Source organism: Phenylobacterium sp. (genome assembly GCF_030646615.1).
Lineage (GTDB): Bacteria > Pseudomonadota > Alphaproteobacteria > Caulobacterales > Caulobacteraceae > Phenylobacterium.
Genome location: NZ_JAUSLG010000105.1, coordinates 40,311 through 59,485, shown reverse-complemented (window position 1 = coordinate 59,485; position 19,175 = coordinate 40,311). Strand labels below are relative to the sequence as shown.

The 19,175-nt window shown below is 68.6% G+C and carries 21 protein-coding genes; 17 read left to right on the top strand and 4 right to left on the bottom strand.

Annotated elements, in window-relative coordinates:
* The 11 genes from Q7S93_RS19000 to Q7S93_RS18950 all read left to right on the top strand — a co-directional run.
* Positions 1 to 1,312: cytochrome c oxidase subunit I (locus Q7S93_RS19000; RefSeq protein WP_304716443.1), on the top strand; the 1,312-nt coding region annotated here is incomplete at its 5' end.
* A 99-nt stretch (positions 1,313 to 1,411) separates the two neighbouring features.
* Positions 1,412 to 2,389: a heme o synthase gene (gene cyoE, locus Q7S93_RS18995; RefSeq protein ID WP_304716462.1), complete on the top strand. Its 978-nt coding sequence runs from the start codon at positions 1,412 to 1,414 to the stop codon at positions 2,387 to 2,389.
* On the top strand, positions 2,389 to 2,598 hold the full coding sequence (locus tag Q7S93_RS19100) for a hypothetical protein (protein WP_370652228.1): 210 nt from the start codon (positions 2,389 to 2,391) through the stop codon (positions 2,596 to 2,598). The genes cyoE and Q7S93_RS19100 overlap by 1 nt, the downstream gene beginning before the upstream one ends.
* Positions 2,582 to 3,214, top strand: coding sequence for a cytochrome c oxidase assembly protein (locus Q7S93_RS18985; protein ID WP_304716442.1), 633 nt, complete (start codon positions 2,582 to 2,584; stop codon positions 3,212 to 3,214). The genes Q7S93_RS19100 and Q7S93_RS18985 overlap by 17 nt, the downstream gene beginning before the upstream one ends.
* Before the next feature lie 74 nt (positions 3,215 to 3,288).
* Positions 3,289 to 4,164 carry a cytochrome c oxidase subunit 3 gene (locus Q7S93_RS18980; protein WP_304716441.1) on the top strand — a complete coding sequence of 292 codons (876 nt, stop codon included), beginning with the start codon at positions 3,289 to 3,291 and terminating at the stop codon, positions 4,162 to 4,164.
* 3 nt (positions 4,165 to 4,167) lie between these two features.
* Positions 4,168 to 4,527, top strand: coding sequence for a DUF983 domain-containing protein (locus tag Q7S93_RS18975; protein ID WP_304716438.1), 360 nt, complete (start codon positions 4,168 to 4,170; stop codon positions 4,525 to 4,527).
* The gene (locus Q7S93_RS18970) at positions 4,520 to 5,254 is read left to right on the top strand and encodes an SURF1 family protein (protein ID WP_304716434.1); all 735 of its coding nucleotides are present in this window, start codon (positions 4,520 to 4,522) and stop codon (positions 5,252 to 5,254) included. Before Q7S93_RS18975 ends, Q7S93_RS18970 begins: the two co-directional genes overlap by 8 nt.
* Positions 5,254 to 6,645 carry a threonine synthase gene (gene thrC, locus Q7S93_RS18965; RefSeq protein ID WP_304716433.1) on the top strand — a complete coding sequence of 464 codons (1,392 nt, stop codon included), beginning with the start codon at positions 5,254 to 5,256 and terminating at the stop codon, positions 6,643 to 6,645. The genes Q7S93_RS18970 and thrC overlap by 1 nt, the downstream gene beginning before the upstream one ends.
* A 3-nt stretch (positions 6,646 to 6,648) precedes the next feature.
* Complete coding sequence (locus tag Q7S93_RS18960; RefSeq protein WP_304716431.1) at positions 6,649 to 7,920, top strand: M16 family metallopeptidase; 1,272 nt, start codon at positions 6,649 to 6,651, stop codon at positions 7,918 to 7,920.
* 55 nt (positions 7,921 to 7,975) lie between these two features.
* The gene (locus Q7S93_RS18955) at positions 7,976 to 8,587 is read left to right on the top strand and encodes a GNAT family N-acetyltransferase (protein WP_304716430.1); all 612 of its coding nucleotides are present in this window, start codon (positions 7,976 to 7,978) and stop codon (positions 8,585 to 8,587) included.
* 26 nt (positions 8,588 to 8,613) lie between these two features.
* Positions 8,614 to 10,272 (top strand): putative bifunctional diguanylate cyclase/phosphodiesterase, encoded by a 1,659-nt coding sequence (locus Q7S93_RS18950; RefSeq protein WP_304716429.1) that lies wholly within the window; start codon positions 8,614 to 8,616, stop codon positions 10,270 to 10,272.
* Between the two features lie 11 nt (positions 10,273 to 10,283).
* On the opposite strand, the gene Q7S93_RS18945 is transcribed toward Q7S93_RS18950, so the two are convergent.
* Positions 10,284 to 10,880, bottom strand: a complete 597-nt coding sequence (locus Q7S93_RS18945; protein WP_304716427.1) for a YqgE/AlgH family protein — start codon at positions 10,878 to 10,880, stop codon at positions 10,284 to 10,286.
* A 126-nt stretch (positions 10,881 to 11,006) separates the two neighbouring features.
* On the opposite strand from Q7S93_RS18945, the gene Q7S93_RS18940 reads away from it, so the two are divergent.
* The 3 genes from Q7S93_RS18940 to Q7S93_RS18930 all read left to right on the top strand — a co-directional run bounded on the left by Q7S93_RS18940 (position 11,007) and on the right by Q7S93_RS18930 (position 13,564).
* Entirely contained in the window at positions 11,007 to 11,495 is a 489-nt protein-coding gene (locus tag Q7S93_RS18940; RefSeq protein WP_304716424.1) for a peroxiredoxin, read from the top strand.
* 108 nt (positions 11,496 to 11,603) lie between these two features.
* Positions 11,604 to 12,887 carry a bifunctional alpha/beta hydrolase/OsmC family protein gene (locus tag Q7S93_RS18935; RefSeq protein WP_304716423.1) on the top strand — a complete coding sequence of 428 codons (1,284 nt, stop codon included), beginning with the start codon at positions 11,604 to 11,606 and terminating at the stop codon, positions 12,885 to 12,887.
* A 59-nt stretch (positions 12,888 to 12,946) separates the two neighbouring features.
* A complete protein-coding gene (locus Q7S93_RS18930) occupies positions 12,947 to 13,564 on the top strand; it encodes a glutathione S-transferase family protein (RefSeq protein ID WP_304716420.1) in 618 nt (205 codons plus the stop codon).
* Between the two features lie 6 nt (positions 13,565 to 13,570).
* Here Q7S93_RS18930 and Q7S93_RS18925 read toward each other — a convergent pair whose 3' ends face one another.
* Genes Q7S93_RS18925 through Q7S93_RS18915 form a run of 3 tightly spaced genes read right to left on the bottom strand, consistent with a single transcriptional unit; the run spans position 13,571 to position 16,928 of the window.
* Complete coding sequence (locus Q7S93_RS18925) at positions 13,571 to 14,320, bottom strand: SIR2 family NAD-dependent protein deacylase (protein ID WP_304716418.1); 750 nt, start codon at positions 14,318 to 14,320, stop codon at positions 13,571 to 13,573.
* Complete coding sequence (locus Q7S93_RS18920) at positions 14,317 to 15,570, bottom strand: potassium/proton antiporter (RefSeq protein ID WP_304716417.1); 1,254 nt, start codon at positions 15,568 to 15,570, stop codon at positions 14,317 to 14,319. Before Q7S93_RS18920 ends, Q7S93_RS18925 begins: the two co-directional genes overlap by 4 nt.
* Positions 15,571 to 15,626: 56 nt before the next feature.
* Positions 15,627 to 16,928, bottom strand: a complete 1,302-nt coding sequence (locus Q7S93_RS18915; protein WP_304716413.1) for a dicarboxylate/amino acid:cation symporter — start codon at positions 16,926 to 16,928, stop codon at positions 15,627 to 15,629.
* 282 nt (positions 16,929 to 17,210) lie between these two features.
* Here Q7S93_RS18915 and Q7S93_RS18910 point away from each other — a divergent pair, with 282 nt between their 5' ends.
* The 3 genes from Q7S93_RS18910 to Q7S93_RS18900 are packed head-to-tail and all read left to right on the top strand — an operon-like array spanning position 17,211 to position 19,166.
* Complete coding sequence (locus Q7S93_RS18910; RefSeq protein ID WP_304716411.1) at positions 17,211 to 17,693, top strand: CopG family ribbon-helix-helix protein; 483 nt, start codon at positions 17,211 to 17,213, stop codon at positions 17,691 to 17,693.
* Complete coding sequence (locus tag Q7S93_RS18905) at positions 17,690 to 18,520, top strand: urea amidolyase associated protein UAAP1 (protein WP_304716409.1); 831 nt, start codon at positions 17,690 to 17,692, stop codon at positions 18,518 to 18,520. The genes Q7S93_RS18910 and Q7S93_RS18905 overlap by 4 nt, the downstream gene beginning before the upstream one ends.
* A gap of 13 nt (positions 18,521 to 18,533) precedes the next feature.
* A complete protein-coding gene (locus tag Q7S93_RS18900; protein WP_304716408.1) occupies positions 18,534 to 19,166 on the top strand; it encodes an urea amidolyase associated protein UAAP2 in 633 nt (210 codons plus the stop codon).
* Positions 19,167 to 19,175: the final 9 nt, after the last annotated feature.

Below are 19,175 nucleotides of genomic sequence, written 5' to 3'. Positions count from 1 at the left end.
CATGATCGGCGCGCCGGACATGGCCTTCCCGCGGATGAACAACATCTCGTTCTGGCTGTTGATCGCCGCCTGGATCCTGCTGGTCACCTCGATGTTCAGCGACGGCGGGCCCGGCAAGGGCTTTGGCGGCGGCTGGACCATCTATCCGCCGCTCTCGACGCTGGGCCACACCGGCCCGTCCATGGACCTGGCCATCCTGTCGCTGCACGTGGCCGGCGCCAGCTCGATCCTCGGCGCGATCAACTTCATCACCACCATCTTCAACATGCGCGCCCCGGGCATGACCCTGCACCGGATGCCGCTGTTCGCCTGGTCGGTGCTGATCACCGCCTTCCTGCTGCTGCTGTCCCTGCCGGTTCTGGCGGGCGCCATCACCATGCTGCTGACCGACCGCAACTTCGGCACCAGCTTCTTCAACGCCGCCGGCGGCGGCGACCCGGTGATGTTCCAGCACCTGTTCTGGTTCTTCGGTCACCCCGAGGTCTACATCCTGATCCTGCCGGGCTTCGGCATCATCAGCCACATCGTGTCGACCTTCTCGCGCAAGCCGGTGTTCGGTTACCTGGCCATGGCCTACGCCATGGTGGCCATCGGCTTTGTCGGCTTCGTCGTGTGGGCCCACCACATGTACACCGTCGGCATGAACATCAATCTGCGCGCCTATTTCGTGGCCGCCACGATGGTCATTGCGGTGCCCACCGGGGTGAAGATCTTCTCCTGGATCGCCACCATGTGGGGCGGGTCGATCAGCTTCAAGACGCCCATGCTGTGGGCGATCGGCTTCATCTTCCTCTTCACCGTGGGCGGCGTCACCGGCGTGGTCCTGGCCAATGCCGGCATCGACTACAGCCTGCACGACACCTATTACGTCGTGGCCCACTTCCACTACGTGCTCAGCCTGGGCGCGGTGTTCGCCATCTTCGCCGGCTTCTACTACTGGTTCGAGAAGATCTTCGGCGTGAAGTACCGCGAGTGGGCCGGCGTGCTGCACTTCTGGATCACGTTCATCGGCGTGAACCTGATCTTCTTCCCGCAGCACTTCCTCGGCCTGCAGGGCATGCCCCGGCGCTACGTGGATTATCCGGAGGCCTATACCTACTGGAACTACGTCTCGTCGGTGGGCTACGCCATCACGGCGGTGGGCGTGCTGGTCTTCCTGCTGATCCTGCTGGAAGCCGCCATCGTTCGCCGCAAGGCCGAAGCCAATCCGTGGGGCGAAGGCGCCACGACCCTGGAATGGACGCTGCCTTCGCCGCCGCCGTTCCACCAGTTCAATGAGCCGCCGGTCATCAAGGGCGACAGCCACCACTGACCGGACGGCCCGGACGACACAGGGGCGCGGATCGGTCACAGCCGAACCGCGCCCCTTCGCCGTTGTGCCGGGTCTGATTAGGAGTATGTCTTGGCGACCATGACGCCCGCCATTCCCGTGACCGCCCAGCCTGCCCGTTGGCAGGACTATATGCAGCTGCTCAAGCCGCGGGTGATGTCTCTGGTGGTCTTCACCGGCGCCACGGGTCTGATCTGCGCCGATACGCCCATCCACCCCCTGCTGGGCGCCGTGGCCATTCTCTGCATCGCCATCGGGGCCGGGGCCTCGGCCGCCCTCAACATGTGGTACGACGCCGACATCGACGCCCTCATGCGCCGCACCCGCGGGCGTCCCGTGCCCGCCGGTCGGGTCCAGGGGGCCGAGGCCCTCTCCATGGGCGTGGTGCTGTCGCTGCTGTCGGTGATGTTCATGGGGGTGGCCGTCAACTGGCTGGCCGCGGGCCTGCTGGCCTTCACCATCTTCTTCTACGCCGTCGTCTATTCGATGTGGCTGAAGCGCTCGACGGCGCAGAACATCGTCATCGGCGGGCTGGCCGGCGCCCTGCCGCCGGTGATCGGCTGGGCGGCGGCGGCGGGTGAGACGCCCCTGAACGCCTGGCTGCTGTGCGCCATCATCTTCATGTGGACGCCGCCCCACTTCTGGGCCCTCGCCCTCTACACCAGCGAGGACTACGAAAAGGCCGGCGTGCCGATGATGCCGGTGGTGGCCGGTCCCGCCTCCACCCGCCGGCAGATCTTCATCTACAGCCTGCTGTTCACCCCGCTTTGCCTTGTCCCAGCCTTCACCGGCCTGGGCGGACCCGCCTATCTGGCAGTGGCGGGTCTCGGCGGCGCGGTCTTCCTGATCCTGGCCTGGCGGGTGCTGCGCAGCGCCGCGGGCGACAGCCCCGACCCGCGCGTGGACGGGCGTCTCTACGACGTTCGCGCCGGGGCGAAGGACGCGCGCAACCTGTTCGCCTTCTCGATCCTCTATCTCAGCCTGTTGTTCGCGACCCTGCTGATCGAGGGCCTGCTTGGCGCGCCGAGCTTCATGAACCTGATCCCCGGAGCGGCATGATGAGCGATCCTCAGGTTCCCCCAGAACCTCCTCTCGCCGAGCCTCAAGAGGCGCCCCGAGAGCACGGCCAGGATGCGGCCCAGAACATCCACAAGGCCAAGCGGGGACGGAACATCGCCCTGGCCCTGGGCCTGGTGAGCTTCGCCATTCTCGTCTTCCTCGTCACCGTCGTTCGATTGGGAGCCAATATCCTTGACCGCCCCCTCTGAGCTGAACCCCGACCGCAATCGCCGTAACGCCCGACTGGGCCTGATCTGCGCGGGCGTGTTCGCCGGCATGGTCGGCCTGGCCTATGCCTCGGTGCCGCTCTACCGGGCCTTCTGTCAGGTGACCGGCTTTGACGGGACGGTCAGCCGGGCCGAGGCCGCCCCTACCCGGGTCTTGAATCAGACCCTGAACATCCGGTTCGACACCAATGTCCGCAACCTGCCCTGGACCTTCCGCTCCGAGCAGGTGTCGCAGAACCTGAAGATCGGCGAGACGGGCCTGGCCTTCTTCGACGTCACCAATAACGGCGATGCGCCGATCACCGGCCGGGCGGTCTATAATGTCGTGCCCGAGGCGGCCGGCGCCTATTTCCGAAAGCTGGAATGCTTCTGCTTTTCGGACCAGACGATCGCGCCTGGCGAGACCATCAAGTTTCCCATGGTCTACTTCGTCGATCCCGAATACGCCGAGGACTTCGAGACCCGGAACAAGGCCGAGATCACCCTGTCCTACACCTTCTATCCGTCCAGCGAGGACGCCCAGGCGCAGGCGCGTACGCACGCCCCGACAGACCTGGCCGCTTCGGCTCTTGGCGGATCGCAAGCGGCGGGGCTATAGCACCATTCAGACCACCCGTCGGCGGAGAGAGCAGCCGGGCCGGCGGTACGAGATTATGAGGGGTTAGGACCGAGATGGCCCAAGCAGGCGTCAAGCACGACTATCACCTGGTGAATCCCAGCCCGTGGCCCCTGTTGGCCTCGCTGGGCGCCACCATCATGGCTGTGGGCCTGGTGACCTGGTGGAAGGGCCTGTTTGGCCTGCCCGCGGGCACCTGGTGGCTGTTCGCCGCCGGCTTTGTCCTGATCATGCTGGTGGCGACCGCCTGGTGGATCGACGTCACCAAGGAAGCCAACGCCGGCGATCACACCCCGGTGGTCTCCATCGGCCTGCGCTACGGCATGATCCTGTTCATCGCCTCCGAAGTGATGTTCTTCGTGGCCTGGTTCTGGATCTTCTTCGAAATGGCGCTCTTCCACGAGCACCGGACGCTCTCGAGCATCGAGGAAGTCCGTCAGGCCTGGGCCACCTGGCCGCCTGCCGGCATCGAGACGGTGCCCGCCTGGAACCTCCCCCTGGTCAACACCCTGACCCTGCTGCTCTCGGGCACCACGGTCACCTGGGCGCACCACGCGCTGCAGCAGGGCGATCGCAAGGGCGCGCAATATGCCCTGATCCTGACGGTGATCCTCGGGGTGATCTTCAGCCTGGTGCAGTTCTACGAGTACCATCACATCCTCTCGCACGAGTACTTCTTCTCCGAGAACGCGATGAACTCGGGGCTCTATGGCTCGTCCTTCTTCATGGCCACGGGCTTCCACGGCTTCCACGTCCTGGTTGGCACCATCTTCCTGCTGATCTGCCTGATGCGCCTGATGCGCGGCGGCTTCACCCCGGAGAAGCACTTCGGTTTCGAGGCGGCCGCCTGGTACTGGCACTTCGTCGACGTGGTGTGGCTCTTCCTCTTCGCCTTCATCTATGTGGTGTTTGGCGGGGCTGGCGGGCACTAGCCGATGACGCGGCCCAATCCGCTCCTGTCGGGTCTCGCTGGTCGGTGCCCGAACTGCGGAGAGGGCCACCTCTTCGAGGGCTTCCTCAAGGTCGCGGCCCGGTGCGAGGCCTGCGGCTATGATCTGGCGAAGGCCGATTCCGGCGATGGTCCGGCGGTCTTCGTCATTCTCATCGCCGGCTTCATCGTCGCCTTCGCCGCCCTCTATGTGGAACTGGCCTTCACGCCGCCGATCTGGTTGCACCTGCTGCTCTGGCTGCCGCTCACCGTGATCGTCTCCCTGGGGCTGCTGCGCCCCATGAAGGGGGTCATGCTCGCCGCCCAGATCGCCAACCGGGCCGCCCAAGCCCGATCCGATGACTAAGGCCGCCGCCACCCGCCGCCTCCCCATCGGCCTGACCCTGGTCGTCCTGATCGCCCTGGGCATTCTCATCGCGCTGGGCGTCTGGCAGCTTCAGCGCCTGGGTTGGAAGTCCGACCTGCTGGCCCAGATCGAGGCCCGCTCCACCGCCGAGCCGGTCCCGGCCGGCGAGATCCTGGCCCGCGCGGGGCAGGGGGAGGATGTCGGCTTCTATCGGGTGCGCCTGACCTGTCCGGGGCTCGACACCGCCCCCTTCCTGCAGCTCTACGGCCTCAAGAACGGCCAAGCCGGCCAGAGGCTGTTCTCCGCCTGCCCCGTGGAGGGCGGCGCCTATCGCAGCGTCCTGGTGGATCGCGGCTTCGTGCCAGACACGGTGGAGGCCCGCCCGCCGGTGGCCAGTGAGCGCGGCGCCGCGCCCGTCGAGGTGGTGGGCCTGCTCCGCGAGCCCGACGCCCCCAACTTCGTCACCCCCGACAATCAGCCGGCCCAGAACCTGTGGTACGGCAGCGACGTGCCGGCCATGGCGCAGGCCCTGGGCGCCGAGGCCCCGGCCCCGGTCTTCCTGCTGGCCGAGACCTCCAGCAATCCCGACTTCGCCGCCCTCGACCCCACGCCCCTTCCCGGCGAGATCGCCAACCGCCATCTGGAATACGCCCTGACCTGGTTCGGCCTTGCGGGCGCCCTTATCGCCGTCTATGCCGCCATGCTCTGGCGCAGATGGAAGAGTTGATGCGGTATGTCTCCACCCGGGGCCAGGCCCCGGCGGTCGGCTTCGTAGACGCGGTCCTGGCCGGGCTCGCCCCCGACGGCGGGCTCTATGTGCCCGAGACCTGGCCGGCCTTCACCTCAGATGAGATCGCGGCCTTCCGCGGCAAGCCCTACGCCCATGTGGCCGCTGAGGTCCTGGCGCGCTTCGCCGGTGAGGAAATTCCGCGCGAGGCGGTGAACGCCATGTGCCAGGAGGCCTACGCCACCTTCGCCCACGCCGCGGTCGTGCCACTGGTCCAGCTCGCCCCCGACGCCTTCCTGGCCGAGCTGTTCCATGGGCCAAGCCTGGCGTTCAAGGACGTGGCCATGCAGCTGCTGGCCCGCCTCTATGACCATGTCCTGGCCGGCCAGGACCGGGTTCAGACCATCCTCTGCGCCACGTCGGGCGACACCGGCGGGGCGGCCGTGGAGGCCTTCCGCGGCCGGGCCCATGTGCGGGTGTGCGCCCTCTTCCCCGAGGGCCGGATCTCCGAGGTCCAGCGTCGGTTCATGACCACGGCGACCGAGGACAATGTCCGCTGCGTCGCCGTCCAGGGCACCTTCGACGACTGCCAGGCCATCGTGAAGGCGGCCTTCCAGGACCAGAGCCTGCGCCAGGCCGTGGACCTCACCGGGGTCAACTCGATCAACTTCGCCCGGATTGTGGCCCAGAGTGTCTACTACTTCACCACCGCCGTGGCCGTGGGCGCGCCGGAGCGGGCCATCTCCTACTGCGTGCCCTCCGGCAATTTCGGCGACGCCTTCGCCGGCTTCGTCGCCCGCCAGATGGGGCTGCCCATCGAGCGCATCGTGGTGGCGACCAATTCCAACGACATTCTGGCGCGCGCCTTCGCCGACGGCCGCTATGCCCGTGGCGAGGTGATGCCCACCCAGAGCCCGGCCATGGACATCCAGTCGGCCTCCAACTTCGAGCGGCTCTATTTCGAGGCCGTGCGCCGGGAGGCCGTCGAGACCGCGCGGGCCTTCGCCGCCTTCGGCGAGGCCGGCCATATCGATATTCCGCCGGCGGCCCAGGCCTTCATGGGCGAGCTGTTCACCGGCGTGGCGGTCAGCGAGGACGAGACGGCCCGCACCATGCTCGCCACCCTGAACGAGACCGGCGAGCTGATCGATCCGCACACCGCCGTGGGCGTGGCGGCCCTGCGCCAGGCCCGGGACCTGCCCGGCCCCATCATCGTGCTCTCCACCGCCCATCCGGCGAAGTTCCCCGAGGCGGTCGCTGCGGCCACCTCGGTGACGCCGGACCTGCCGCGCTGGACCCAGAGCCTGGCCGCGCGCCCCGAACGGTTCGACCGGCTGCCGGCCGACGCCGAGGCCATCAAGGCCTGCGTCCGCGCCTTCGCCGAGATCTAGGGTTTGGCCGCGGTCCATCGCCTGACCAATGGCGTCCGGGTCGTCTGCGACCCGATCCCCGGGCTGGAGACCGCCGCCCTGTGCGTGGTGGCGGGCCGTGGGGCGCGGTACGAAGACGGCGCCCGATCGGGCTGGTCCCACCTGCTGGAACACATGGTCTTCAAGGGCGCGGGCGCCCGCTCGGCCATGGAGATCGTCGAGGCCATCGAGGCCCAGGGCGGACAGATCAACGCCGCCACCGGCTATGAGCGCACCAGCTTCCAGGTGCGCTGCCTGACGGGCGGTCTCGACCTGGGCTCGGCCGTGCTGGCCGACCTGGTCCTGGCGCCACGCATGGACGCAGGCGACCTCGCCCGGGAAAAGCAGGTGGTCGGCCAGGAGATCGCCGAGGCCGCTGACACCCCCGACGACCTGGTGTTCGAAATGGCCCAGGCCGCCGCCTATGGGGACCAGCCCCTGGGGCGCTCGATCCTGGGCACCACGGGCTCGATCGCCAGCGCCGATCCCACCAGCCTGTCGGACTGGCGGGCCTGCCTCTACGATCCCCAGTCCCTGGTGGTCAGCGCCGCAGGCGCGGTGGACGAGGCCGCCCTGCTGGCCCTGGCCGAGCGGGACTTCGGGGGCGCCAGGCCGCCCGCCACGGGTGCGCCCGCCGCGCCGCCCGCCATCTTCACCGGCGGCGAGGCGGTGAGCGCCAAGGCGCTGGAACAGGCCAATCTGGTCTTCCTGCTGCCCAGCGTGGGCGTCAGCGATCCGGACTATTTCGCCCTGCGCCTGTTCGCCGAAATCCTCGGCGGCGGCATGGCCTCGCGCCTGTTCCAGGAAGCCCGGGAAAAGCGCGGCCTGGCCTATGCGGTGGACGCCTATAGCGAGACCTATGCCGACCAGGGCGTGCTCGGCGTCTTCGCCGGCTGCGCGGCCAAGGACGCCGTCGAGCTGGCCAAGGTGGCGGCCGGCGAGATCGCGGGTCTCGGGCAGAGCGTCGGGGAGGCCGAGCTGGCCCGCGCCAAGGCCCAGCTCAAGGGCGCCATGTTCATGATGCGGGAATCGCCCCTGGCCCGCGCCGAACAGACTGCCGCCCAGCTCCTGCTGTTCGACCGGCCCCTGCCGCCGGCCGAGATCGCTGCGGGGATCGAGGCTGTGAGGCCGGCCGACCTCGCCCGCCTGGGAGCGGCCATGTGCGCCAGCGGCCGGGCCGCGGTTTCGGTGCTGGGCCCTCGTCAGGCCGGTCCTGCGGCCCAGGCCTTCACCAGGGCGTTGTTCGCGCGGGCCTGAAGCTTCTTCATCAGCGACGCTTGACGGCGCGCCTTTTCATGGCCGCAATTCACCAATGGCTTTGTTGGACTGGATCGCCTCGGAAGGCGGGTTGCGCGTGGTGGGGGACGGCGTGCTGCTGCGTCCGCCGCGGCTCGCCGACTATGCGGAGTGGCGCGAGCTGCGGGCGGCGTCGCGGGCCTTTCTCCAGCCCTGGGAGCCCACCTGGCCCGCAGACGACCTGACCCGTGTCGCCTTTCGTCGCCGCCTGTCGGCCTATGCCCGTGACCGGGACGCTGGGGTCGCCTTCAGCTTCTTCGTGTTCCAGGAATCCGACGGCGCCCTCAGCGGCGGGATCACCCTGTCCAATATCCGCCGGGGCGTCGCCCAGATGGGCACAGTCGGCTACTGGTGCGGTCAGAGCTTCGCCCGGCGGGGCCTGACCCTGGCGGCGGCCCGGGCGCTCAACGGCTTCGCCTTCGACACCCTCGGCCTGCATCGCCTGGAGGCGGCCTGTCTGCCGCACAACGACGCCTCGCGCCGGCTGCTCGCCAAGGCGGGCTTCCAGGAGGAAGGGTTCGCCAAGGCTTATCTGAAAATTAACGGCGTTTGGCGAGATCATGTCCTGTTCGGACAGGTCTCTCCCCGCGGTGGGAGCGACCGGTCGGCGGACGCAGTTTCAGTTTAGCCGGCAAGCGCCGGCCTCGAGAGGCCATGCCGAGCGACCGTTGGATCTGGGACGCCACCACCACACTGGAAGCGCTGGGCGCAGCCGATGTGGCGCTGTGGCATTGGGAGCCGGAGCGCGACCAGCTCCGCTTCACCGGAGCCTCGCGCGCCCTTGGCCTGGGCCCCCTGGCGCCGGAATGCTCTTCGGCCGCCATGCGAGCCCTGGCCCTGCCTCAGGACCGCGCCCGCGCTGACGATGTGCTGCGGGTGCAGGAGCCGGGCTCGGAGGTGGCGGTGCGTCTGCGGATGCGCGGCGGCGGGGTCTGTATCTGGCGGGGGATATGGCTTGAGGAGGGCGTCCGCGCGGCCGGCGTCGTCGCCGCCGAGACCAAGTTCGCCGCCTCCGACCTCGACAGCCTGACGGGCCTGCTGGACCGCAAGAGCTTCATCCTGCGCGCCCGCGAACACCTGCAGCATCCCGGCGACTATGAACTGGTGGTGGCCGATCTCGACCGCCTGCGCCGGCTGAACGAGGCCCTGGGCCATGAGCGCGCCGATCTGGTGCTGGCGGCTCTGGGCTCGCGGCTGGCCGCGGCCTTCCGCCCTGGCGTGCTGTTGTCCCGCGTCGGCGAGGATGAGTTCGGCGTGCTGGCGCTGGTGGGCGACACGCCAGCCAGCGAGATCCTTCGCCAGGCCATGGAGCGGCCTCTCCGCGTGGCGGGCTTTGACATCCATCCGACCCTCTCGGTGGGCGCGGTGCGGGCCAAGGGCGGCGACGAGGCGCCGGAGGCCGCCGAGCTGCTGCGCCGGGCCGAGCTGGCCGTCGAGGCGGCCAAAACCGGCGGCCGGGGCGGGGCGGCGGCCTATGGCCGAAGCCTGGAAAGTGACGGCCTTTCGCGGCTGGCCCTGGAGAGCGACCTGCGCGGGGCCATCGGCCGCGGCGAACTGATGCCCTATTACCAGCCGATCGTGCGCCTCTCCACCGGCGCGCTTTCCGGCTTCGAGGCCCTGGTCCGCTGGCGCCACCCGAGGCGCGGCCTGCTGGCGCCCGACCAGTTCCTGCCGCTCTGCGAAGAGATGGGCCTGATGAGCGCGCTTGGCGCCCACATGATGCGCGAAGCCGCCGGCCAACTGGCCACTTGGCGCGACACCCACAGGGCGTCCGGCGAGCTGACGGTGGCGGTGAACCTGTCCACCGGCGAGATCGACCGCCCCGACCTCATTCCCGACGTCATCCAGATCCTGCGCGACACCGGCCTGCCGCCGGGCGCCCTGAAGCTGGAAGTGACCGAAAGCGACGTCATGCGCGATCCCGACCGCGCCGCGGTGATCCTGCGCAACCTGCGCCAGGCCGGGGCGGCCCTGGCCCTGGACGACTTCGGCACCGGCTTCTCGTCGCTCTCGTATCTGACCCGGCTGCCCTTCGACACGCTGAAGATCGACCGCTACTTCGTACGGACCATGGCCACCGACGCCGGCTCGGCCAAGATCGTCTCCTCGGTGGTCAAGCTTGGCCAGGACCTGGACCTGGAGGTGGTCGCCGAGGGCGTGGAGAACGCCGGCATGGCCCGCCAGTTGCTGGCCCTGGGCTGCGATTACGGCCAGGGATACGGCTATGCCCCCGCCCTGTCGGCCCAGGAAGCCGAGGTCTATCTCAATGAAAGCTACGTGGACGGCGCGGCGCCTGTGAAGGCCCGGGGTTAGGCCCGCCGAGACTAGGCTTGGCCTGCCGCGGCCGAGAGCAGGCCCGGATCGACGCCCAGCTTCGCCAGGGCCAGGGACCACTTGTGGTCGTGATCATCGCCGAACAGCAGAATCTCGTCGGCCGCGCAGGTCAGCCAGACATTGTCGCGCAGCTCCTGCTCCAGCTGGCCAGCGCCCCAGCCGGCATAGCCGAGCGCCATGACGCTGCGCCGCGGCCCCCGGCCATGGGCCAGGACCTCGAGCACCTCGCGGGTGGCGGTCAGGGCCAGATCGTCGCCAACCGGCAGGCTGCTCTCGCTGCGATAGTCCGAGGTGTGCAGGACAAACCCCCGCTCGCGCTCCACCGGGCCGCCGATCAGGATGGGCTCATCAAGATCCCCCGAGGCGCCGGAGGTGGCTTCGATCTCCAGACGCTCCAGAAGGTCGGCCAGCATCAGCCCGTCCACCGGGCGATTGACCGTCAGACCCATGGCGTGCTCGTCGTCGTGGGCGCACACCAGCACCACGGCGCGCTCGAACCTCGGGTCCCCGATGCCAGGCATGGCGATCAGCAGCTGTCCAGAGAGATAGCCGCCGCTCGGGCCGGCGTCAGGGTCGATATAGGCCATGGCCTATAGTTTGAGGCTGAACGCGGCGCTTTCAAGACAGATCGGTCGCACCGAGGTTGAAGGGTTCGGTCAAAGCGTTATGTGCTGGGTCCGCGCCCATTCCGGCGAGCCTTCAGGAGCACAGCCATGTCCATCAAAGTCGGCGACAAGCTGCCCGCAGTCACCCTCACCCAAGCCACCCTGGACGGCCCTAAGCCGGTCTCCACCGACGATGTGTTCAAGGGCAAGAAGGTCGCCCTGTTCGCCGTGCCCGGCGCCTTCACCCCCACCTGCTCGGCCCGCCACCTGCCGGGTTATGTGGACAAGGCCGAGACCCTCAAGGGTCAGGGCGTCGATGTGATCGCCTGCCTGTCAGTCAACGACGCCTTCGTCATGAAGGCCTGGGGGGAGAGCCAGGCGGTCGGCGAGGACATCATGATGCTGGCCGACGGCAGCGGCGACTTCACCCGCGCCGTGGGCCTGACCATGGACGCCGCCAAGTTCGGCATGGGCGAGCGCTCGCAGCGCTATTCCATGATCGTCGAGGACGGCGTGGTGAAGTCCCTGAACATCGAGGAGCCCGGCGAATTCCGCGTGTCCTCGGCTGAGTACCTGGTGGACCAGCTCGGCGGCTGAGGAACATCCGGCGGCGGAACGGCCGTCTGATCTTGGTCATTGGTCGAGATCGACGGGCGGCCGCCATCGACCGCCCGTCAAGCGCTCAACGCGCGCAAAGGAGACCGCATGCCCGGCGTGAGATTCGACTTCGAGAATTCGGCCGGGCGACGCCTCTCCGGGGTTCTGGAGACCGGCGCCTCGACGCCGCGGGCCTATGTCGTCTTCGCCCACTGCTTCACCTGCGACAAGCGTTCGCACGCCGCGGTGCGGATCAGCCGCGCCCTGGCCGATGAGGGCTTCGGGGTGCTGCGCTTCGACTTCACTGGCCTCGGCGAGAGCGAGGGGGATTTCGGCGCCGGCCTGTCCAGCGATGTCACCGATGTGGTTAGCGCCGTCGAGGCGATGAACGTCGCCGGTCATGAGGTTCAGGTGCTGGTGGGCCACAGCTTCGGCGGGGCCGCGGTGCTGGCCGCCGCGGGCCAGTGCTCCACCGTGCGCGCCGTGGCCGTGGTCAATGCGCCGGCTTCGGCTGAACACGTCCTGCGCCATATCGAGGGCGCAGAGTCGTCTGGCGAGGGCGCGGGGCCGGTTCCGGTGGAGATCGCCGGCCGCCGGTTCGAGCTGGGCGCGGGCTTCGTCGCCGACCTGGCCCAGCAGAACCAGGCCGAGCGGATCGCGCATCTGAAGCGGGCCCTGCTGATCCTGCATGCGCCGCGGGACGAGGTGGTGGGCATCGACAACGCCACGGAGATTTTCGTCGCCGCCCGTCACCCGAAGAGCTTCGTGTCCCTGCACGACGCTGATCATCTGCTGACCGCCAAGACCGATTCCGACTATGCCGCCGCCGTCATCGCCGCCTGGGCCGCCCGCTATCTCACCGCGCCCGCAGCGGTTCCTGAGATTTCCAGCGAAGCGGTGAGGGTGGAGGAGACCGGGGCGGGCAAGTTCCAGGTCGCCGTCCAGGCCGGCCCCGCCCGGTTCCTGGCCGACGAGCCCGTCGATGTGGGCGGCCTGGATTCAGGGCCAAGCCCCTATGACCTGCTGGGCGCGGCGCTCGGCGCCTGCACCGCCATGACCTGCCGCCTCTATGCCGACCGCAAGGGCTGGCCCCTGGACAAGGTCAGCGTAGAGGTCACCCACGAGGCGCGCACGGCGACGACCAAGGACCGGTTCGTCCGCGAGGTGGGGCTGGAGGGCGACCTCGACGCCGACCAGAGGGCGCGCATCATCGAGATCGCCGAGAAATGCCCGATCCACCGGACCCTTACCGAGGGCGCCGAGGTCGTCACCCATGCTCGGGCCGAGCCTGCGCCCACCCTGGAGGCCAGCGACCGGGGTGACCACTTCGCCGGCATGGAGGAAGCCTGCGCCGACGACGATCCGGCGGCCCCCTGTCCGCAACAGGCTTGACCTGACCCAAGGTGAACACCCTCAACTCATCGCCAATGAGAGCCAAGGGAGGCGCCGCCATGAAGTTCTACAATTCCGTCGGGCCCAATCCGCACGTGGTGCGCATGTTCATGGCCGAGAAGGGCCTGGATATTCCCCAGCAGCAGGTGGACCTGATGAAGGGCGAGAACCGCCAGCCGCCCTATGCGCAAAAGGTCAATGTGGCCGGCCAGATGCCGGCGCTGGAGCTGGACGACGGAACCGTCGTCTGTGAGATCACCGCCATCTGCGAATACCTGGAGGAGATCGCGCCGCAGCCGGTGCTGATCGGCGCCACACCCGCCGAGCGGGCCGAAACACGCATGTGGACGCGGCGGATCGACCTCAACATTGTCGAGCCGCTCACCAGCGGCTTCCGCGCCGCCGAGGGGCGGGCCCTGTTTGAGAGCCGCTTTCGTCTGGTCCGGCCCGAGGCGGCCGAGGATCTGAAGGCGATCGCCAAGGACAAGATCCTCTGGCTCGACGGGCTGATGGAGGGGCGCGACTTCGTGTGCGGCGACCGCTTCAGCCTGGCCGACATCCTGCTGTTCTGCTTCCTGGCCTTCGGGACCCAGGTGGGCCAGCCCCTGCCGGCCGAGGCCAAGTGGCTGCCGGGCTGGTTCGAACGGGTGAAGGGGCGGCCCAGCGCGGCGGCCTGAACAGGCCTAGCTGTCGATGGGCACGATCTCGCTGAGGGTTGGGCCGATCTCGTCATGGACGACCAGGTCGGCCGCCTCGTCCTGATCGGTGGGTTCGCGGTTGACGATGGCCAGGGCGGCGCCGCGGCGCTTGGCCAGCAGGGGAAACTCTGCGGCCGGATAGACCACCAGGGACGAGCCCAGCACCAGGAAGAGGTCGCAGGACAGCGTCGCGGCCGTGGCCCGCTTCATGGGCAATTCGGGCATGGCCTGGCCGAACGAGATGGTGGCGGTCTTCACCAGCTCGCCGCATTCGCGGCAGGTGGGAATGTCGCCGGTGGCTTCGAACTCATGCTTCAGCTGGGGCAGTTCGTGGCGGAGGCCACAGGCCAGGCAGGTGGCGTAGCTGGCGTTGCCGTGCAGCTCGATCACGCGGTCGGCGGGCACGCCGGACGCCTGGTGCAGGTTGTCGACATTCTGGGTGATGACGGCGCTGACCTGGCCCTTGGCCACCAGGCGGGCCACGGCGTGGTGGCCGGCGTTCGGTTCGCGGCCCGTCCAGCCGGCGCGGCCGGCGAAGGCGCGGGTCCAGGCTTCGCGGCGCGTCGCCTCGCTGGCCACGAACTCCTGGAAGTAGATGGGCTTCATCCTGCTCCACACCCCGCCGGGGCTGCGGAAATCGGGGATCCCGGACTCCGTGGAGATGCCGGCGCCGGTGAAGACCACAATATTGCGGGCGCCTTCGATCAGGCGGGCGAGATCGCGGCGGCTCGTCATGCCGCCGTTTCCTCGACCTTGGCGGCCGGGGCGCCGGCGGGGGGGGCCTTGGCCGGCGCCTTGCGGTCCAGGCCGAGCCGCGTGGCGAGCAGGCCGATCGTCGGCCCCTGGATCACGCTGGAGGCCAGGACGACGAAGAAGACGATGTTGAACATCGACTGGGCGTCCTCCACGCCGGCGACGATACCGAAGGTGGCCAGGACGATGGGCACCGCGCCGCGGAGGCCCGCCCACGAGACGAAGAGCTTGGTCCGCCAGTTGAACTGACGGAACGGGGCGAGGCTGATGAAGACGCTGGCCGGCCGCGCCACCAGCATCAGGACCGCCGTGATCGCCAGGCCGTCCAGGGCGACGCCGGGCAGCTGGTGGGGGAAGACCACCAGCCCAAGCGTGAGAAACATCACCACCTGGGCCAGCCAGGCCAGGCCGTCCTGGAACTGCGACACCGCCCGACGGCCAGGATACTCCCGGTTGCCGGCCAGGACGCCAGCCACATAGGCGGCCAGGAATCCACTTCCGGTCAGGACGCCCGCCAGGCCGAAGGCCAGCAGGGCGGCGGCCACCGAGACCACCAGGAAGAGCCCCCCCTGGCGCAGCTTGGCCCGGGTCAGGATGACGGTGAAGCCATAGCCGATGGCCAGGCCGATGGCGGCGCCCAGGACCATCTGCAGCAGGAAGTCGGGCACGAAGCTCAGCAGGGGCGTGGAGGGGACGGCGATCAGGGCCAGGGCCACGCCCACCAGGAAGATGGCCATGGGATCGTTGGAGCCGCTCTCCAGCTCGATCAGCGCCAGCACGTCTTCGCGGATCTTGGTCTCTTGATTGCGCAGGACCGCGAAGACGGCGGCGGCGTCCGTGGAGGCCACCACGCTGCCCAGAAGAAAGCCCTGCAGCAGGTTGAACTCGAGCAGCAGGATCGCCGTCAGGCTGACAATGCCGGCGCTGATCACCACCCCCACCGTGGCCAGGACCAGGGCCGGCGTCAGGACGGGACGAACCGCCTTCCAGGGGGTGTCGAGCCCCCCGGAGAAGAGGATGAAGATGAGGCAGGCCACGCCGATGGTCTGGGCCACCTGATAGTCGGCGAAGCCGATCCCGCCAGGCCCGTCTGACCCGGCCAGCATGCCGAGCGCCAGGAAGCCGATCAGCGCCGGCACCCCGAACCGACTGGACAGGGTGCCCGCCAGGACCGTCGTCAGCAGGAGCACGCCCGTGACGAGCAGGAAGAGTTCAGGCGTGAGCGAGAGCATGACTGTCTAGTTCGTCCATGCCCCGCCCAGCCGCAAGCCCCGAGGCTTGCAAAGCCTCATTCGACGGGCTTGGCGCGATAGGAGGCTTCGTCCAGTTCGCCTTCCCACTTGGCGACGGTGACAGCCACGGCCAGATCGGAGGTGTTGTTGGCCACCGTACGGGTCATGTCGAGCAGGCGGTCGAAGGGCAGGACGAAGCCCACCACCAGGGCGGTCTGCTCAGGTGACACGCCCATGGTGGTCAGCACCGCCGCCAGCATGAACAGTGAGGCCGACGGGATGGGCGCCGTGCCCACCGACACCAGGAGCGTGGTCAGGCCGGCCAGCAGGTACTGCGTCAGCGTCAGCTCGATGCCGAAGGCCTGGGCGGTGAACATGGCCAACAGGCCGATATAGAGCGCCGTGCCGTCCATGGAGACGGTGGTGCCCAGCGGCAGGGCGGTGGAGGCCACCGTGTGGCTGACGCCCAGGTTCTTCTCGGCCACCCGCATGGACACCGGCAGGGTTGCGGCGCTGGACGAGGTGGAGAAGGCGACCATCACCGCATCGGGAATGTCGCGGAAGAAGGGCCACATGGGGAGCCCCGCCATGAGCCGGATCATCCCGCCATGCACGACGAAGATGTGCAGGAGACAGCCCAGCAGGAGGGCCGCGGCCAGCAGGAAGATGTTGTAGAAAACGCCGAGGCCTGCCGTCCCCATGACCCAGGCCATCAGGGCGAAGACGCCGAACGGCGCGGTCTCCATCACCAGGCGGGTGATGTAGAGGACGATTTCCACGCCGGAGTCGAACAGCTTGCGCACCGGATCGGCCTTCTCGCCGACCGCCAGGATGGCCGCGCCGACCAGGAAGGAGAAGAAGATCACCGCCAGGATGTCGCCGCGGGCCAGGGCCTCGATGGGGTTCAGGGGCACGATGCCGAGCAGTTGATCGGCGACCGGCGGGGCTGTGCCGACCGCCTCAGGGGTGACGCCTTCGAAGGTGACGCCCTTGCCCGGACCAAACAGGGTGCCCATGAGCATGCCGACGCTGACCGCAATGGCGGTGGTCAGCAGATAGAGGAAGATGGTCTTGGCGCCGATCGACCCCAGGCGCCGGGGATCGCCCATGCCTGCCACGCCCGCGACGATGGAGACGAAGACCAGGGGCACGACGATCATGCGGATCAGCCGCACGAACAGGTCGCCGATCCATTTGATGGCGTTCGCCTGTTCGCCCAGCAGGAGGCCTGCGATCACCCCAAGGACCAGGGCCAGCAGAATCCGCTTCCACAGGACGACATCGAACCACCAGCGCTGAAGCAGGGTGCGTTTTTCGGGCGCCTCGACAATAGGGCTCGGCGGCGGCGAATCGGTCATGCGACTCTCTTGAAACTAAGGGCCGCATTACGGCGGCGGTTCGGCGCAGGTTAGGGAGGTTATGGGTCTGCGCCAATCACTCTCGCCCGACTGTCTGCGCAAGACGCGTCACACAAGGCGCGCCCCAGGGGTTCGGGTCCCGATGGCGATCCGCCGGAGCAGGCGCCCACGCTATAGGCGCCGAATCCTGCGAGGCGCCCAAGTGGCAGGCGGGGCCTGGACCGAGGCGCCAATCGGTATTACGAAAATTGACGAACGTAATACTAGAGCCAAGATCGCCCCATGACCGTGGAACCGATTTCCCAGCTTGCCCGCCTCAGCGTCAGCCTGCCCGCCGAACTTCTGGCCCAGCTCGACGCCATGGTCGCCGAGCGTGACCTGCCCAGCCGATCGCAGATGATCGCCGAGCTGATTCGCCATGAACTGGCCGAGCACAGCGAGGGACGGGACGGCGCCATCCTGGCCGGCACCATCACCCTGATCTACCGCGCCGAGAGCGGCCGGGTGCGCCAGGCGCTCGCCCAGGCGCAAGGCTTGTTCCTGAAGGAGGTGATCTCCTCCCAGCACGTCTTCCTGGAGGACGACCAGTCCCTGGAGGTGCTGCTGGTCCAGGGACCTTCGGAGCGGCTGCATAGGCTGTGCGACGAACTGCGCCGCATCCGCGGCGTCCACCAGATCCGCCTCGTCACCACCCGCGCCCTGCTGCCGCCGCTGCATGCCCATGGCCGCGGGGGCAAGACCGCCCAGGCCGGAGGCGCGGCATGAGCGGCTCCTCCACCGCTGATCCCAAGAGCGCCCAGGCCCATGCCCGCGCGCAAGGGGCCACCCGCATCGAGGCCATGCCGACCCTGCCGCCAAGCGAGGCCCGCGACCTGCCCGCGGGCGTGGCGGCTGAAGACATGCTCTGGGAAGAGACGATCGGGGCCGGCGGCTACGCCGCCAAGCGGCTGAACCGTGGCGCGCGGCTGCGTCTCGTCGACCTGCAGGGCGACGCCTGCGCCTCCATGCTGGTGTTCAACGCCGAGACCCCGGTGGAACGCCTGAACGTGGCCGACACGGTCAAGGTGCAGTGGAACGCTTATCTGGGCCAAGGCCGCCTGCTGCTGTCGGACATGGGGCGGGTCATGATGAGCCTGCTGGAGGACGGGGCGGAGACGCACGACGCCTTCTGCGGGGCGTCGAACGCCGCCTCCAACGCCCGGCGCTATGGGACGGGCGACAACTGGGGGCCGCATCCCAACGCCCGCGACCGCTTCTCCCTGGCGCTCGCCAAGTTCGGCCTGGGCCGCAAGGACATCCACCCCTGCATCAACTGGTTCAAGGGCGTGAAGATCGATCCGGACGGCGCGGTGGAGACGCAGGTCGGGCCTTATGCCCCCAACCGCAGCCTGACCCTGCGGGCCGAGATGGACGTCATCGTGGTGCTGGCCAACTGCCCCCATGTCCGCGATCCCCGTCCTGAGTACAGCGTCACGCCGCTACGGGTCAGCGCCTGGCGCGGGCCGATGACGCCCATGGACGATCCGATCCGCAACGCGACGCCGGAGGGCCAGCGCGCCTTCCTCAACGTCGAAGACTATTTCCGCCGCTAGAAGGGGCTCCGCCATGACCGACACCGCCCTGGCCGGACTGCTCGGCCCCGTCCTGCACGACGAGATCGTACCCGCCCTGGCCCCTTGGGACCATGTGGTGCGCAAGGGCGAGGTCCTGCGGATCATCGATCTGGAGGGCAACCAGGCGGTGGACTTCCTGATGTACGCGCTCGCCGACGACGCCGAGCGCTACAGCGCCCAGGACACCATCGCCGCCCAGGGCAACATCTTCCTGCGGACGGGTTCGGTGCTGCTGTCGAACGAGGGAAGCCCGATGGCCACGGTGCTGGGCACCTCGGTGGCCTATCACGACACCATCGGCGGGGCCTGCTCCTGCGAAAGCAACACCCTGCGCTATGGCCACCACACCAAGGGCCAGCACGCCTGCGTCGAGAACTTCCTCCAGGCCAACGCCCGCCACGGGCGCGGCAAGCGCGACATGGTCTCCAACATCAACTGGTTCATGAACGTGCCGGTGGAGGCCGACGGGGCGCTCGGCATCGTGGACGGCATTTCGGCGCCGGGCCTCTATGTGGATATCCGCGCCGAGATGGATCTGGTGGCGGTGGTGTCGAACTGTCCGCAGATCAACAACCCCTGCAACGGCTTCAATCCGACGCCGGTGCGCATGATCATCGCCGCCTGAGCAGGGTCA